12 protein-coding genes are annotated in these 14,859 nt (G+C 65.5%); 1 reads left to right on the forward strand and 11 read right to left on the reverse strand.

The genetic code is table 11. The features are described from left to right. Positions 1-37: 37 nt before the first annotated feature. The 10 genes from CUR21_RS01365 to CUR21_RS01410 form a co-directional block, all read right to left on the reverse strand. Positions 38-1,156, reverse strand: a complete 1,119-nt coding sequence (locus CUR21_RS01365) for an ABC transporter substrate-binding protein (protein ID WP_100195207.1) — start codon at positions 1,154-1,156, stop codon at positions 38-40. A gap of 76 nt (positions 1,157-1,232) precedes the next feature. Then, positions 1,233-2,366 (reverse strand): ABC transporter substrate-binding protein, encoded by a 1,134-nt coding sequence (locus tag CUR21_RS01370; RefSeq protein ID WP_100195208.1) that lies wholly within the window; start codon positions 2,364-2,366, stop codon positions 1,233-1,235. A gap of 84 nt (positions 2,367-2,450) precedes the next feature. Next, positions 2,451-3,605, reverse strand: coding sequence for an ABC transporter substrate-binding protein (locus tag CUR21_RS01375; RefSeq protein WP_232622639.1), 1,155 nt, complete (start codon positions 3,603-3,605; stop codon positions 2,451-2,453). A gap of 38 nt (positions 3,606-3,643) precedes the next feature. Beyond that, positions 3,644-4,798 (reverse strand): ABC transporter ATP-binding protein, encoded by a 1,155-nt coding sequence (locus tag CUR21_RS01380; RefSeq protein ID WP_100195209.1) that lies wholly within the window; start codon positions 4,796-4,798, stop codon positions 3,644-3,646. A gap of 5 nt (positions 4,799-4,803) precedes the next feature. Beyond that, entirely contained in the window at positions 4,804-6,648 is a 1,845-nt protein-coding gene (locus tag CUR21_RS01385; protein ID WP_100195210.1) for an iron ABC transporter permease, read from the reverse strand. 396 nt (positions 6,649-7,044) lie between these two features. Then, positions 7,045-7,842 (reverse strand): metallophosphoesterase, encoded by a 798-nt coding sequence (locus CUR21_RS01390; protein WP_100195211.1) that lies wholly within the window; start codon positions 7,840-7,842, stop codon positions 7,045-7,047. Between the two features lie 5 nt (positions 7,843-7,847). Then, complete coding sequence (locus tag CUR21_RS01395) at positions 7,848-8,672, reverse strand: ABC transporter permease (protein WP_198431580.1); 825 nt, start codon at positions 8,670-8,672, stop codon at positions 7,848-7,850. Position 8,673: 1 nt separating this feature from the next. Continuing rightward, positions 8,674-9,540 (reverse strand): ABC transporter permease, encoded by an 867-nt coding sequence (locus CUR21_RS01400; protein WP_100195212.1) that lies wholly within the window; start codon positions 9,538-9,540, stop codon positions 8,674-8,676. A gap of 69 nt (positions 9,541-9,609) precedes the next feature. Further along, positions 9,610-10,740: an extracellular solute-binding protein gene (locus tag CUR21_RS01405; RefSeq protein WP_100195213.1), complete on the reverse strand. Its 1,131-nt coding sequence runs from the start codon at positions 10,738-10,740 to the stop codon at positions 9,610-9,612. 25 nt (positions 10,741-10,765) lie between these two features. Next, the gene (locus tag CUR21_RS01410) at positions 10,766-11,773 is read right to left on the reverse strand and encodes an ABC transporter ATP-binding protein (RefSeq protein WP_100195279.1); all 1,008 of its coding nucleotides are present in this window, start codon (positions 11,771-11,773) and stop codon (positions 10,766-10,768) included. Positions 11,774-11,922: 149 nt separating this feature from the next. Between CUR21_RS01410 and CUR21_RS01415 the strand changes: the two genes are divergently transcribed. After that, positions 11,923-12,906 (forward strand): LacI family DNA-binding transcriptional regulator, encoded by a 984-nt coding sequence (locus tag CUR21_RS01415; protein WP_100195214.1) that lies wholly within the window; start codon positions 11,923-11,925, stop codon positions 12,904-12,906. A 22-nt stretch (positions 12,907-12,928) separates the two neighbouring features. Here the strand turns inward: CUR21_RS01415 and CUR21_RS01420 are convergent, their stop codons facing one another. Then, complete coding sequence (locus CUR21_RS01420) at positions 12,929-14,812, reverse strand: heavy metal translocating P-type ATPase (RefSeq protein WP_100195215.1); 1,884 nt, start codon at positions 14,810-14,812, stop codon at positions 12,929-12,931. Between the last annotated feature and the right edge of the window lie 47 nt (positions 14,813-14,859).

Consider the following 14,859-nt stretch of genomic DNA (forward strand, 5'->3'; position numbering starts at 1 on the left):
GGGAGGGCAGACAGCGCCTGCCCCCCGCGTGGCGGACTCACCGGGAGTAATTGAGCCGCCAGTGATCCTGCCAATCCTGCCGGCGGTCGAAATCATCGGCCGCGCTGGCCATGTCGAAGCGCATCATCTTGTCCAGATGCGCGGCCACACCCGAGGCTTCGTCCGCATGGACGGGGACCTGCGGGTTGCTCGAGATCTTGCCGTCGACGGTCTGATTGGCGATGCCCTCTTCGCGGAGCAGGAAGTGGATGAAAAGACGCGCGGCATTCGGGCTGTCGGTGCCTGCGGCGATCATGCCCGGTCCGGGATACAGCCAGCCGCCAAAGGGCTGCATGTCGGCGCAAAGACCCAGCTTATAGCCTTCGCTGGCATTGGCGCGGAATTTGGCGGTGGAGGTGATGCCGAAAAAGGGCTCGGCCTGCCCCGGCGCGCCGATGGCGGAAGACACAGTATCAGAGTCGCCCAAAAGCGGCTGGTTCTTGGCAAAGGCCGCCACCCAAGCTGCCGTGGCGGTGCCCGACGCCGCATCGAAAGGCTTGCCGAAATGCGATTCATAGGCGGCGGCCATGGCCGCATCATGGTGCATTTCCATCTGGTTGAACCAGTCGGCGTAATTGGGCTTCACCAGCGGATCAAGCATGGCCACCTTGCGCGCGTGCTGCGGCTCGGTCAGTTCCCAGATGTTCTTGACCGGGCATTCGCCGTGGACTTCGGTGTTATAGGCCCAGACATGCGGATCGCTGACCACCACCAGCGGGTCGCGCAGCGCCGGGTCGATGCTGTCGGCCAGATCGCCGGGCACCCAGCTTTCCACGATGCCCGCCGAAAGAAGCTGCGCCGAAATCGCGGCAACATCGGCGGCAAGCGAGACATCGCCTTGCACATTGCCAGCCTGATGTTCGCGGATCAGAAGTTCCACCTGATCGGCCTCGTTCACCTTGCGGCCTTCGGCCTGCACGCCATAGGCGGCGCTGAAGGCGGCGGCGGTGTCGACGATCTTGCCGGTGACGGCATAGACAGTGATCGGCGGTTCGGTCTTGGCGGCGGCGATCAAGGCGTCAAGATCAACGGCATCTTGCGCCCAAAGGCTGCCGGGGGCAGCGCCTGCAAGGCCAAGAGCCAAGGCGACGGCGGTTTTGGTCTGGTGTCTGAACATGGGGTTACCTTTGGTGTCCTAAGGCCTGTCGGCCAGTCTGTGAGGGCAGGCGCGGCGGTGGCCCGCGCCCGATGGATCAGCGGGTGTAATGAATGCGCCAGAAATCCTGCCAGTCCTGACGGGCTTCCCAATCGTCAAGCGCGGTGGCCGCGTTGTAGATGAAGATGCGATCCGCCACCGCCATCAGGCCCGAAGGTTCATCGGCGGGCATGGAAATGGTGCGGTTGGTGGGGATCTTGCCATCGACCATCTGGGGCATGATGCCCTCTTCGGTCAGGGTGTAATGCACGAAAAGCCGCGCCAGATTGGGGCTTTTCGTGCCCGAGGCAATCAGCGCCAGCTTGGTGTAATTCCAGCCCACCCAAGGGGTCAGCGTGTCGCACAGGCCCAGTTTATAGCCCTGATCGCTGTTGTCGCGGAACTTGGCCGAACTGAGCAGGCCAAAGAACGGCGCGGCCTGACCGGGCGCGCCAATGGCGGCCGAGGCGGCATCGTCGCCATCGGTGAGCAAGGGCGCATTGGCGGCCAGCGCCTTGACCCAAGCCGCGGTGGCGCTGGCTTCCTCGGTTTCCAGCGGCTTGCCGTAATGGGCCTCATAGGCTGCGGCAACCTGCGCGTCGGCATGAGATTGCATCTGGTTGAACCAGTCGGGATAGGTGCCCTTGGTCAGCGGGTCGACAAAGGTGACCTTGCGGTGCCACTCCGGGTCGGTGAGTTGCCAGATGTTGGTGACGGGGCAGCTGTCATACACTTCGGTGTTATAGGCAAAGACATTGGCATTGGTGGTGATGGCCAGCGGGTTGTGAAATTGCGCGGGCACCACATCCACCATGTCTGGCGGAATCCAGCTTTCCACGAAACCTTCGGGCAGCAATTGCGCCACCCCGGCGGGGGTATCGGTGATCAGCGCCACATCGCCTTGCACATTGCCCGATTGCGCTTCACGCACGATCATTTCCAGCTGGGCATTGGCCGAAACCTTGATGCCCGTGACCTGCATGCCGTATTTGGCGGAGAACGCCTCGGCCATGTCGACGATCTTGCCGGTGCTGTCATAAACGTTGATGGGCGCTTCACTGCGGGCGGCGGTGACAAGGGCCTCAAGATCAAAGGGCGGCGCTGTCTGGGCCTGCGCGGCGGCGGCTTGCACGACAAGCGCAAGCGCGGAGGCAAGAGCAAGCGACGGCCTTGGCGTTTTGGGGGATGTCATGGGATCTACCTCTGTTGGGGCGCGGCGGCCCCGATGCAACAGGGGGTGGCCGGGGCTTGCGCGCTCCGGCCACCGGGGCCAAGCTCAGCGGGTGTAATGCGTCCGCCAGAAGTCCTGCCAATCCTGCCGCAGGTCATAGTCGGACAGCGCCGAGGCCGAGGTGTAGGGCATCATCTGATCAAGGATCTCACCCACGCCCGAAGGCTCTTCGGCATGCAGCGGCACCTCGGTGTTGGACGAGATCTTGCCGTCCAGCGTTTGCGGATGAATGCCTTCCTCGGTCATCAGAAAGCGCAGGAACAAGCGCGCGGCATTGGGGCTTTTCGACTTGGTGGAGACCACGCCAAAGCCCGGATACATCCAGCCCGAAAAGGGCGCCATCCCGGCGCACAGGCCCAGTTGCAGCCCATCAGGCGCATTGTCGCGGAACTTTGCGGTGGAGACGAGGCCAAGGAAAGGCTCGGCCTGTCCCTTGGCCCCCACGGCCTCACCGGCAGCCGAATCCGAGTCCGTCAGCAAAGGCGCGTTCTGGGCCAAGGCCCGAAGCCAAGCCTTGGTCGCGGTCGGCGCATCGGTTTCCAAGGGCTTGCCATAATGCGCCTCATAGGCGGCGGCGACTTCGGCATCGAAATGGGTTTCCAGCTGGTTGAACCAATCGGTGTAGGACGGTTTGCCCAGCGGATCTTGGAAGGCGACGCGGCGGTTCCACTCGGGGTCGGTCAGCGCCCAGATGTTGCTGACGGGGCAAGTGTCATAGACCTCGGTGTTATAGGCCCAGACGTTGGGGGCCGAGACAACCACCAGCGGGTCCTGCTGTGCCTCGGGGATCGTGGCGGCCAGATCCGGGGGCAGCCAGCTTTCCACCAGCCCCATGGGGAAAAGCTGCGCCACGGCAGGCGGGACATCATGCACCACCGCGACATCGCCGATGATATTGCCCGACTGGCCTTCGCGGGTCAGCAATTCGATCTGCTGCCCGCTCGACACTTTGGACCCATTGGCGGGGATGCCGTATTTTTCGGTGAACGCGGCGGCGATCTCGACGATCTTGCCGGTGGAGTCATAGGCGGTGATGGGCGGCTCGGCCTTGGCGGCGGCGATGAGCGCTTCAAGGTCGAAGCCTTCGGCATCCCATGCGTTTTGCGCCAGCGCCGCTTGCGCCAGCATCAGCGTGGCAAGGCCGGTGCCGAGCAGTGTGGCCCGGTTCCTGACGGTCCGGCGGGTCTTCAAGTGGGTCATGGTCCAGTCTCCTCCCTGGGGTGTGGTGTGCCTGTTGGTCAGGCGATCTTTTTTGTGGTGTGAGGTTGGGCGCGCGCGACAGCGGCCAGCATGTCATCGGCTTGGGTCAGGCGGGTGCCGTCGGCGGCAAAGACATGCAGCGCGTCGGGCGCCACCCAGAAGCGGGCGCGGCTGCCGTCCTTGAGGCGCGGCGCGATATGGGTGGTGGCGAACAGCGTGGTTTCCGCCGTGCGCAGTTCCAAGATCCAGCTGCCGCCGGTGGGCAGAACACCCGTCACCGTGGCATCCACGCCAAAGGCGCCGCGCGGCATGTCTTCGGCGCGTTCCGAAACGCTGATCGCCTCGGGACGCAGGCCAACCGAGCCTGCATGACCAAGCGCCGGAACATGATCGCTGAAGTATCGCCGCGCCGCCATCGCCAGATCAGACCCCGCGCCCAGTTCAATGATGTTGATGGGCGGGCTGCCGACAAACTCGGCGACAAAGCGGTTGGCGGGTCGGTCGTAGATGTCATTCGGGCTGCCCACTTGTTGCAGGCGCCCTTCGCTCATCACGGCGATCGAGGTGGCGAGCGTCATTGCCTCCCATTGGTCATGGGTGACAAAAACGATGGTGGTCTTGAATTCCGCGTGCAGGCGCTTGAGTTCCGCCCGCATTTCCAGTCGCAGACGCGCATCAAGGTTTGACAGCGGCTCGTCGAGCAAAAGCACATTGGGGTTGACCGCAAGCATCCGGGCCAAGGCCACACGCTGCTGCTGACCGCCCGAAAGCTGGGTGGGGTAACGGTCGCGGTATTTCTCGATGCCCAGCGTTTTCATCACCGCATTCACACGGGCTTCGCGCTCGGCCTTGGGCACGTTGCGCAGGCGCAGGCCGAAATCGGTGTTGCGTTCGATGGTCAGATGCGGCCAAAGCGCATAGCTTTGGAAGACCAGCCCCATGTCGCGCCGTTCCGGCGGCACGAATGTGGCGGTGGCCACGTTGTCCACCACGCGCTCGCCCACCTTGATCTCGCCCGAGGTCAGGTTTTCCAGCCCGGCGATCATGCGCAAGGTGGTGGTCTTGCCACAGCCCGACGGCCCCAGCAGGCACATGAAGGCGCCATCTTCGATGTCGAGGTTCAGGTCCGACACCGCGTTGATGATGCCGTTTCCATAGCTTTTGTCTGCGTCGCGCAGGGTAATCTTGGGCATTGGTCTTAGCTCCCCAATCCGTCGGCCAGATTGGTCTTGGTGACCTTCTGCGCCAGAACTGTTCCGAAATAGGCGACCCCGGCGATGATGAGCACCACCGCATTGGCGGCCTGGGTGTAGTTGTAATCAATGAGCCGCAGCGAATAGGTCGTCAGCACATCGGTGGCGGGCACGGCGAGGATGACAAAGAGGCTGAGCCCCTTGATCCCCGAAATGAAGGGCAGCAGCACGCCGGTCACCAAGGCCCCTTTCTGGATCGGAATGATGATGGCGGTCATGCGGCGGAACCACCCTGCCCCTGCGATCTGCGCGGCCTCTTCGGGGTCGCGGCCCAGCTGCATCATGGCCGAGATCCCGGCGCGCGAGGCATAGGGCATCTGATCGGCGATCAGCGCCAGCATCAGGATGGCGGCGGTGCCGTAAAGCGCCGGAACCGGGCCCCGCTGCACGGCAAAAAGCGACAGGTAGGCGGCAGCGAAGGCGATCCCCGGCACCAGATAGGGCAAGAAGGTGACCTGACGCAGGAAGACCGACAGCGGTTTGACAGGGGTGCGCACCACGACATAGCCCACCAGCAGGCCCAGAAGGCCGGAACAGGCCGAAGCGATGCCGACGATCCACAGCGTGTTCCATGCCGCGCGCCACAGATCGGGTGTCAGCAGCACCCCGCTGCGCATGGCGACGGTTTCAAGATTGGTGCCGATCCAGTAATCCAGCGTGAAGTTGGACCATGCAAAATTCGCAGGCACCCGCATCACGGTGGACAGCACCAGCGTCAGCAGCGGCAGGCCGACCGAGATCAGGAACACCGTGGCGGCAAAGCCGGTGGCCGGCAGGCGCCATTTGCCAAGGCTTTTGCGGCGCGCCATCGCGCCCTTGCTGCCCACGGTGACAAAGCGGCGCGCCTCGCGCACCAGACGGGCATCGATCATCAGCGAGATCACCCCGATCAGCATGATCGCCCCGGCCAGCACCGCCGCCACGCCAGTCTGGCGCGAGCCGATGCTGCGATACAGCGAGGTGGCCAGCACATCGTATTTCACCGGCAGGCCAAGCACATAGGCCACGCCAAATTCCCCAAGGCACTTGGCGAAGATCAGGATCACCGCGCTCATCAGCGACGGCAGCATCAAGGGCAGGATGATCTGCCACGCCACCACGCGCGGCCCGGCCCCAAGGATGCGGGCGGAATCTTCCAGCTGCGAGTCAAAGCGGCGCAAGGCATTGCCGACCAGCAGGATGACGAAAGGCGTGTAATGCAGCGCCAGAATAAGCGTGATCGGCACTTGCCCATAGGCAAGCCAATCGGGCGGCGAGAAGCCAAGGTTCTCCATCCAGCCTTGCTGGCCACCGACAGAGCGGTTCTTGAACAAGGTGGTCCACGCCAGCGCAAAGGTCCAAGCGGGCAGCATGTAAGGCACGATCAGCGCGGTGGCAAACCAGCGGCGCGCGAACATATCGGTGCGGCTCAAAAGCCAGGCAAGGATGCAGCCGATCACCAGCGAAATGCCGATCACACTGAACGAGATGGTGAAGGTGTTGACCAGCGGTTTCCAGAACAGGTCGCTGGCCACCGGCGAGGTCAGGGTGCGCAGCACATAGTAAAAGGTGAAGCTGCCCGCAGGCTCGCCGATGCGGCGTTCATCGCCGAATTGCACGCGGCCTGCATCCAGCAGAAGCGAGAGGATCGGCACCACGATCAGATAGGCAAAAAGCAGCGCCACCAGCACGCCGATCAGCGTGGTCGGCTCGCGCAGGGCGATCTTGGCACGATAGCGCAGCACGGCGCTGCGCGAGGGCTTGGCGGCCCGTCCGGCGGGCGCGACGGTCGAAACTCCCACACCGCTCATGACGGGGCGCCCCCGCGCAAGCCTCGGGCGCGGTTGCACCAGGGTGCAAGATTGGGAGCGCCCAAGGGCACTGATTGTAGCGGCATGACGTTCCTCCCGTGACGGGCCCTGCCCTCCCCGGCAGGTGACCCGACGTGTTCCCTCTGGCCCGTGCCAAGGCGCGTCCGTGACTCGCCCCGCAAACCAGAAACTTTCTGTGCAAGCTCAGCATCGGCAGGGATTGCCCTCAAGTCAAGGAGTTTTTGCACAGCTGTGCAAGATGCCCGGCGTCGCTGTTTTCAAGGGTTTTGCGACGGTGCGGGCGCCGGTGTGGGCAAGACAAAAGGGCTCTGCCTTTTGCTGGCAGAGCCCCGTTTTGCAAGATGCGCGAAGACGGCGGCGGCCAGGGTCCGCAGCCTAAGGCGCAAGATCGCCGCGCGGCGGCAGACTGACCTGTCGGGGATGCACGCCAAAACTGCCATCGGCACGCCGATGGTGCAGCCAATAGGCATAGGGCCCGTCGCTCAGCGGCGGCTCTTCGGTGCCGTCAAAGCCAAAGCCATATTGAAACGCCGGACTGCCGCCCACGGCGGCATAATGCCCTGCCCACTGGCTGTGAAAAGCCTGATGCACATGGCCGCACAGCAAGCGCAACGGCGTTCGATGCGCCTCTAGGAGTGCCGCCAGCCGCGCCCCGCCTTGTCGCAGGGCGCTGGCATCCCAATGCGCGTTGCCGGTGGGAAACGGCGGATGGTGCAGCAGCAGGAACACCGGGCCTTGCACCACGGCAAGACGCGCCTCCAGCCAGTCCAGCTGGGCCGTGTCCAGCGCGCCCTCGACCCGTCCGGGGATCAGACTGTCAAGCCCCAGAAGATGCGCGCCCGCGACCTCGGCTTCAAAGTGCAAGGTGTCGGGCGCGGCATAGGGGATGGTGCTGTCAAACGCCGCCCGCATCGGACCGCGCTTGTCGTGGTTGCCGGGCACCACGAACACGGGCATCGGCAGCGGCGCAAGAATGTCGCGCACCAGCGCATAATCGGCGTCCGATCCGCCATCCGCCACATCGCCGGTAATCAGCACCGCATCGGGCGCCTGCGGCAGGGCCAGCAGATCCGCCACCACGCGGGCGGCCATCTGCGGTGCATCGAGGCGCACGGGCGCGGTTTCCGGCGCGCCCGCGCTGATGTGCAGATCCGAGAGATGGGCAATCAGCATGGGGCTTACCTTCCGATCCGCGACAGCACATCGGCCTTCAGGAACCGCTCGATCACCAGCATGAACCCGATGGACGGGATCAAAAGGATCAGCGCGGTGATGGCGGCGATCTGGTAATTCCCGCCCATCGAGGCGTTGAACATCAGGATCGGCAACGTGGTGATGTCGGGGGTGCCGACAAAGAAGGTGCCGGTGAATTCGTCGATGCTGTCAAGGAACACAAAGATCGACGCCGCGACAAGGCCGGGGAACGCCTGAGGCAAGGTGATGTCCCAGAAGGTGCGCAAGAGCGCAGCGCCAAGGTTGCGGGCGGCCTCTTCCATCGTGCGGTCGACGGCGGAAAAGGCGGCGGTGGCGATCCAGACGGCATAGACAAGCCCGGGCAGCGAATGCACCAGCACCACGCCGGTATAGGTGCCGTTCAGCCCAAGGCCATAGAACATCTGCGCGATGTTCACAAAGATCGGCAGGCTGGGAAAGGCCTGTGGCAAAAGGAAGATCAGCATGATCAGCGCGCGCGCGGGCAGGCGCAGCCGCGCCAGCGCATAGCCCGCAGGCACCGCAAGCGCCATCGACAGCGCCACCGTCGCCAGCGCGATCCAGACCGAGTTGAAGAGCGAGGTCCACGCCCCTGCGCGCGGGCGGAACACCCGCGCCCAGAAGTCAAAGCCGAATTCGGTGGGGTAACGCGCCGGAAAGAACCACTTTTCAGCAAAAGCCCAAAGAAACAGGTTCGTCAGCGGCCCGAACACCACAAAGGCGCAAAAGCCGATCATCACGGCGGGCATCAGATGGGAAGCCCCGCGCCGGGCAAGCTGTGCAATCGCCATCTTAACGCACCCCTTCCTTGTGCTGGCTCAGCGTCATCCGCAAGTAAACGTAAGCGGCCACGGCTGTGATCAGGTAGGAGAACAGGCCCAGCGCATTGGCGACCGCGTAATCGCCGTAATAGGTCACCCGATGCGCCATCATCGCCGTCATCATGGTGGGATTGCCCGCAATCACCATCAAGGGCACCGACAGCACCGAAAGGATGGTGACCAGCGACAGGATCAGCCCGACCAACAGCGTGCCACGCACTTGCGGCAGCACGATCTGCAACAGGCAGCGCAGGCGCCCTGCCCCCATGTTGCGCGCGGCCTCGATGGTCGAGCGGTCGACCGAAGCCATCGCCCCCGCCAGCAGCAGCGTCACGAAAGGCACCTGCTTCCATGCGAATGTCAGCACCAACCCGCGCCAGTCCAGCAGGCTTTGCGCCAGCGCAGGGTCCATCAGGCCGGAATCGATCAGCAGGCCGTTCATCAGCCCATTGCGCGCCAGAAAGCTGCGCGCGGTTTGCCCCGCCACGATGAACGGGATGAACAAGGGCCAACGATAAAGCCAGCGCAACGCCGTCACCGCCCAAGGCGTGGCCCCCAGCGTGAGATACCCCGCAATCGCAATCGAGATGACCGAGATCAGCGCCAGCGAGCCCAGCGTCACCAGCACGGTAAAGATCAGGTCACGGCCATAAAGCTCGATGGCGGTGCGCAGATGCGCGGTGGTCAGCCCGCCTTCGGCATCGACAAAGGCAAAGATCACCGACCGCGCCAGCGGCACCACATACAAAAGCGCAATCGCCAAAAGCGCGGGCGCAATCAGCAAAAGGCCGGGCAACATCCCGCGCAAGGGCGACGGAGGGGCGTGGACGGTGGACATCGGGCGCAGACCTTCGGGAAACGGATGGAAAACGCCGGGGCGACGGCAGCGCCGCGCCCCGGCCAAGGGTCAGTTGGCAACCTGCCGTTCGTAGGCTTCCAGAATGGTGCGAAAGTAATCCGCCTGCGGCATCGCCAGCCCGCGCTCGGCCAGCACTTCGGGCGAAACATCCGTGAACAGGGCGCTCCATTCCTCGGCCGTCAGGTTTTCCTTGACCGCATTGGCATCGATGCCCGGCAGCCAGTTGAAGCGGCGCACGATGCCTTCGGCCTGCACCTCGGGCGAGGTGGCCAGCTCGATGAACTTGACCGCCAGATCGGCCTCAGCCGCCTTTTCCGGCACCACATAATACATCGGCTGTCCGGGCATCCCCGGCGCGGGGATCAGAAGCTTGAGGTCCGGGTTCAGGCGGCCATCGGCAACCCAGGTGTAGAACATGTCCATCCAGACCGGACCCATGGCGATTTCACCACGGTTCATCGCATCCAGCGTGCCCGCATTGCCGGGGGTGATGGTGGCGACGCTGTTGAACTCTTTCAGGCTGGCCAAAGCCGGGCCCCAAGACTCGGCGGCGGCGGCATCGAACGGCCCGCTGCGCAGCGCATCGGCCATGTCGGAAAAGGCATACATCCAGCCAAAGACAAAGCCCACGCCCGCCATGCCGCCGGTGATGCCGTTATAGCCGAACTGACCGGGGTTGGCCTTGGCCCAGTCCACCAGCTCGGCATAGCTTTGCGGCGGGTTGGGCACCAGCGCGGGGTTATAGGCAATGGCGATTTGGCTTTGGAACATCGGCATCACATAGCCGCCCACATCCACGCCCAGCGCGTTCTCGGCGCTGCCCGTGGTGACCAGATCGCCGGTCGCGGCGCGGTCACGGTAGGATTGCAGCAGACCTTCGGTCACCATCTGCCCGGCCATGCGCTGATGCACCACGCCGACATCGACATCCCAGACGTCATTGTCCTTTTGCGCGGCCAGCTTTTCATACAGCGCCTGGCTGCCGCCATCGCCGGGGCCGGTGCCCAGCGCGCGCACGGTGACGCCGGGGTTCTGTTCCTCGAACAAGGGCCCGAGGTAATCGTTGATGTAATCCACCATATTGGTGTCGCCCGCTGTGACCACATTCAAGGTCTGGGCGGCGGCAGGAAGGCTGAGGACGGCACTGAAGGCCGCGCCGAGAAAGACAGAACGTTTCATTGGCTAGTCTCCGCTGTGGATGGGATCAGTTCGGCAGCAACTTCTGGTCGGCGCCAAACGCCATGAGCGATGCGGTCGGCACGGCGACACACACCTGCGACCCCGGCGTGACAGGCACGTCGGACATCGCCGAAATCACCTCGGCTCCGCTTGCAAGCTGAAGGTGATAGCCCCCGCCCGTATAGGCACAGTCCTGAACCGTGCCATGGCGGATGAGGGAATTCTGCGGGGGCTGCGCATGGATGCGGGCATCGCTGCTGCGAAAGCCCAAGGTCTCGCCCGCCACCGGATCATCGGGGCGCGCGACCACCACATTGTCGACGCCCAGAAAGCGACCCGCGTCCAGATCGGCGGGGCGGGTGTACAGGTCTTGCGGGGCGGCGACCTGCACCACCTCGCCGGCGCGCATCAGGACGATGGTATCGGCCATCGCCAGCGCCTCTTCCTGATCATGAGTGACCATGATGGTGGTGATGCCCAGCCGCTGTTGCAGGCGGCGCAGTTCCCCGCGCAGATTGCGGCGGATGGCGGCATCAAGGTTCGACAGCGGCTCATCCAGCAGCAGGATCGGCGGGTCGATGATCAGGGCCCGGCCCAAGGCCACGCGCTGGCGCTGCCCGCCCGACAGATTGGCCACCTTCCGCGCGCCATAGCCGGACAGCCCCAGCATCTCCAGCATCGCCTCGGCCCGCGCCTCGCGTTCCGCCCGGGGCACGCCGCGCAGTTTGAGCGGATAGGTCAGATTGCCCGCCACCGTCATATGCGGCCACAGCGCATAGGATTGGAACACCATCGCGGTGCCGCGCTTTTCCGGCGGCAGAGCGGCGATGGAGCGCGCGCCAAGCCGGATATCGCCCGACGCAGGCGGCGCAAATCCCGCGATTGAACGCAACAGCGTGGTCTTGCCACAGCCCGAAGGGCCCAGCAGGCAGGTGAAGCTGCCCGCAGGCACATTCAACGTCACATCATGCAGGATCTGGGTGCCTCCCAAACGAATGGAAAGCCCCTGCAGCTCCAGCGCCTCGACTCCCATTTCGTCCTCCCTCGACGCGGTTTTGAAAGCGTGTGCATTCATCGTTTGCGATTCTTTCCCTTTGTGTCAAGGCTGATTAATCTTGAAATGTAACAGCCCTGTGTCTATCGTGAAATCGCGTTCACTTTCTCGAACCAGTTGGGGGCAGCATGCGGGTGACGGCGGATGATGTGGCGGCGCGGGCCGGGGTGTCGCGTTCGGCGGTGTCGCGGGCCTTTACCGAAGGGGCCAGCATCCAGCCCGACAAGCGGGCCCATATCCTGCAAGTGGCGGAAGATTTGGGCTATCGCCCCAATCTGATGGCGCGCAGCCTCACCGGCGGCGCCACCGGGCTGATCGCGGTGGTGGTGGGGGCGCTCTCCAGCCCTTATGAAAGCTGGTTTCTGGACATCCTGTCGCAACGCATCCGCAGCCGGGGTCTGTGGCCGCTCTTGGTGCCGGTCTCGCCGGGACAGGAAATCGAACCCGCGCTCGACCATGCGCTGGCCTATCAGGTCGATGGCGCGGTGATCGCGGCGGGATCGGTGAACCAGAAGCTGGCCGAACGCTGCACGGCCAATGGCGCGCCCATCGTGGTGGTGGGCCGCGTGCTGGACGGCGGCGGCGCCGATTCGGTGTGTTGCGACAACCGCGCCGGGATGGCGATGATCGCCGAGCGGCTGGTGGCCACAGGCCGCCGCCGCATCGCCTGGATCGGCGGGCGCGCCGACACCTTTTCCAATGTGGAACGCTTCGAGGGGTTGACGGCAGCGCTGGCGGCGCAGGGCCTTGCGCTGACCGACACCCGGCGCGGCGATTACACCACCGACAGCGGGATGGTGCAGGCGCTCGCACTGCTGACCGCGCCCAGTCGGCCCGATGCGATTGTCTGCGGCAATGATGCCATGGCCATCGGCGCCATCGCGGCCGCCCGCCGTCTTGGCCTGCGCGTGCCCGAGGATGTGGGGATCTGCGGTTTTGACGATATTCCCGCCGCCGCATGGGAGCCGTTCAGCCTGACCACCGTGGCCAACCCAGTGGCCGATACGGTGGATGCGGCGCTCACTCTGCTCACCCGCCGCATCGCGGGCGAAAAAGGAGCGGTGTCCACCATCCGCCTGCCCCCTGCCCTGCGCTTGCGCCAAAGCCTCTAGCCGCGCCGATCCTGCCCTCCGGTCAGGAAAACCCCTGTCCCGTCGGGCCGGGGGCCGCGGGCACAGGCGCTGCCAAGGCCGGGGTGATCCGCAGCGCCCGCAGCGCGTTCAGGATCACCGCCACGTCAATCGCCTCTTGCAGCAAAGCGCCCTGCACGGGGGTCAGATGGCCCAACGCGGCCGCGATCATGCCCAGCACCGACAGCCCAAGGCCTGCGCCGACACTTTGCAGCGCGATCCGCCGCGCGCCTTGGGCGATGGACAGCCCCGCCAGCAGCCCGTCAAGGCGGTCGACTAGCAGCACCACATCCGCCGCTTCGGCCGAGGCCGCCGCCCCGCGCGCGCCCATGGCGATGCCCACATCGGCGGCAGCCAGCGCCGGGGCATCATTCACGCCATCACCCACCATCATGACGCCACCGCCGCCGCGCGCATGCTCGGCCCGCACCAAAGCCACCTTCTGCTCCGGGGTCAGCTCGGCGTGAAGCGCATCCAGACCCAGACCCGCCGTCACCGCCTCGGCCACCGCGCGCCGATCTCCGGTCGCCAGCAGGATTCGCCCCACGCCAAGGCGGCGCAGACCCGCCAGCAGCGCGGCGGTGCCGGGTCGCAGTCCGTCGGCCAAGACGACCCGCCCCGCCAGCCGCTGCCCAATGGCCACCGCCACCTGCACAGACCCGGCCTGCGCGGCCGGACCGGACGGCAGGTCTCCCCCCAACTGCACGGCCACAAAGCCAAGGCCGCCGACCGCGACCCACTGCCCCTCCACCCGGCCGGTGACGCCTTCGCCGGGGGTTTCCATGGTTTCCTGAGGGATCGGCAGCATCGGCCCGCGCGCCAGCGCCGCCGCAACCACCGCCTGCGCGATCGGGTGATGTGACGCCTGATCCAGCGCGGCGGCCGCGCGCAGCACCTCCTCCGCGCTGAAACCGGCTTCCGTGTGGATCGCCACGATCTGCGGCCGCCCGTCGGTCAGGGTGCCGGTCTTGTCCAGGATCAGCGTGCCGATCCGTGCCAGAGCTTCCAGCGGACGCGCGCCCTTGATCAGCACGCCATGGCGCGCGGCGCGCGACAGCCCTGCCACCAGCGCCACCGGCACCGCCAGAATCAGCGGGCAGGGCGTGGCCACCACCAGCACCGCCACCGCCCGGATCGGGTCGCCACTGGCCCACCACGCCGCCGCCGCCAAACCCAGCGTCAGCGCCAGAAACACCAGCGACCAGCGGTCGGCCAGCCGCGCCATCGGCGCTTTCGAGGCCTGCGCCGCCTCGACCAGCCGGATGATCCCCGCATAGGTGCTGTCGGCGGCGCGGCGCGCGGCGGTCAGTTCAAAAGCCTCGCCCACATTGGTGGCGCCGCTCATCACCTCTTGCCCTTGCGACTGCCGCAGGGGAAGCGATTCACCCGTCAAGGCTGAAAGATCCACCAGCGCGCTTGCGCTGTGCAGCGTCCCATCCACCGGCACCACATCGCCCCGGCGGATCAAGACAAGATCGCCCGGGCCCAGCGCCTCCAGCGGCACCTCCTGCAACGCTCCGCCCACCAGACGGGTGGCGCGCCGGGGCACCCGCGACAAAAGGGCCGTCATGTCGCGGCGGGCGCGCGTTTCGGCATAGCTTTCCAGAAAGGTGCCGCCAGAATACATCAGCGCGACCACGGCGGCGGCCAAGGCCTCCCCCAGCAGCAAAGCCGCCGACATCGACACCGCCGCCACGATGTCAAGCCCCACCTCGCCGCGGCGCAGGCTGCGCAGGATCTCGACCAAAAGCCCCAGCAAGACCGGGATCACCCCCGCCGACCAGAGCTGCGCGGCAAGGCGCGCATCCCCCGCAAACCAAAGCGCCGCGCCGCCGGTCAGACCGGCAAGGGCGCAGCCCAACAGGGCAAAGCTCAGGCGCGACGGCATGGCACAATCCTTTCGCGCCAAGGGCGCCCGGTAAAGGACAGCGCGCG

Origin of the sequence: Pseudorhodobacter sp. MZDSW-24AT (assembly GCF_002794355.1) — a bacterium.
Taxonomy (GTDB): domain Bacteria; phylum Pseudomonadota; class Alphaproteobacteria; order Rhodobacterales; family Rhodobacteraceae; genus Pseudotabrizicola.